This window comes from Rhodococcus sp. NPDC059234, from assembly GCF_042754225.1.
In the GTDB taxonomy this organism is placed as follows: domain Bacteria; phylum Actinomycetota; class Actinomycetes; order Mycobacteriales; family Mycobacteriaceae; genus Rhodococcus_G.
This window is the reverse complement of record NZ_JBHZAH010000220.1, coordinates 1-1677: the sequence shown is the minus strand read 5'-3', so window position 1 is coordinate 1677 and position 1677 is coordinate 1. Positions and strand designations below refer to the sequence as shown.

1 protein-coding gene is annotated in these 1677 nt (G+C 68.6%); it reads right to left on the bottom strand.

Features of this window, described 5'->3' with window-relative positions:
* Window positions 1-64: 64 nt before the first annotated feature.
* Window positions 65-1375, bottom strand: coding sequence for a PhoH family protein (locus tag ACFXGJ_RS24370; protein WP_378625846.1), 1311 nt, complete (start codon window positions 1373-1375; stop codon window positions 65-67).
* Window positions 1376-1677 lie beyond the last annotated feature (302 nt).

The following is a 1677-nucleotide window of genomic DNA, read 5'->3' as shown; positions in this document are numbered from 1 at the left end:
GACGCGCAGTGGTGCGGATACGGAGAACCAGGCCTCCGTATCCGCACCACTGCGGCGAAGCCGCTTAGGCGGTGGGGCCGAACTCCTCGAGCATCTCGGTGACCAGTGCGGCGATCGGCGACCGCTCGCTACGGGTCAGCGTGACGTGCGCGAAAAGCGGGTGCCCCTTGAGCTTTTCGATCACCGCGGCGACGCCGTCGTGCCGGCCGACGCGCAGGTTGTCGCGCTGGGCGACGTCGTGGGTGAGCACTACCCGCGACCCGGTGCCCAGCCGCGACAGCACGGTGAGCAGCACGTTGCGTTCGAGCGACTGGGCCTCGTCGACAATGACGAACGAGTCGTGCAGCGAACGACCACGGATGTGGGTGAGCGGCAGCACCTCCAGCATGCCTCGGCTGACCACCTCGTCCATCACCTCGGGGCTGGCCAGCCCGTCGAGGGTGTCGAAGACGGCCTGCGCCCACGGCCCCATCTTCTCGCTCTCGCTGCCCGGCAGGTAACCCAACTCCTGACCGCCGACCGCATAGAGCGGACGAAACACGACCACCTTGCGGTGGGTGCGGCGTTCGAGGACCGCCTCGAGGCCCGCGGTCAGCGCGAGCGCCGACTTGCCGGTGCCGGCCTTGCCACCGAGCGAGACGATCCCGATGCTCTCGTCCAGCAGCAGGTCGAGCGCGATGCGCTGCTCGGCTGAACGCCCGTGCAGGCCGAATGCCTCCCGCTCGCCGCGCACCAACTGCACGCGCTTGTCGGGGTTCACCCGCCCCAACGCACTCGACCTGCCGCCGATCAGCCGGATACCGGTGTGGCACGGCAACTCTCGCGCCTCGTCGAGATCGATCTCCCCCTCCGAGAACAGCTCGTCGATGCGACCTGAGGCGACGTCGAGCTCGGCCATGCCGGTCCAGCCCGACGGCACCACGTCGTGCGCGTGGTACTCGTCGGCGGGCAGCCCCACCGCACCTGCCTTGACCCGCAGTGGAATGTCCTTGCTGACCAGCACCACGTCCTTGCCCTCGGCGGCCAGGTTCAACGCGCAGGCCAGGATCCGGGAGTCGTTCGAGTCGGTGCGGAAGCCGACCGGCAGTACCGCCGGGTCGGTGTGGTTCAGTTCCACCTGCAGGGTGCCGTCCGCGGTGCCGATCGGCACCGGTTGGTCCAGTCGCCCGTACTCGAGCCTCAGGTCGTCGAGCATCCGAAGCGCCTCACGCGCAAACCATCCCAGCTCGTGATGGTGGCGTTTTCCCTCCAGTTCGCTGATCACCACGAGCGGCAGCACGACCTCGTGTTCGGCGAACCGGGTGACGGCCCAGGGATCCGAGAGCAGGACCGAGGTGTCGAGAACGTAGGTGCGGACGGAGCGGGATTCGGTCACGGTGGCTCCTCGACCTGCGCGGCACCCGCGCAAGCGGCGTTCGCTGGGCCGTTCGGTCCGGGTGGGTCTTACGTCCCACAGGGGCCGGGTGCCGGCCCCTTCGCCCTGAACAAGTCAGTCACGATTCGAACCTCCCGGACGGGCGACTTCCCCTGTCACCCGGTAAGCAGAACGCTACGTCCGAACGCCCCGCGACCGCGTGAACAACACGGTGAACGTTGCGTTAACCGAGGTCGGCGACGACAAATTCGACACCGCCTTCGGCGCGCCGCCGAGAACGCGAACGGCCCGCGCCCCAGGGG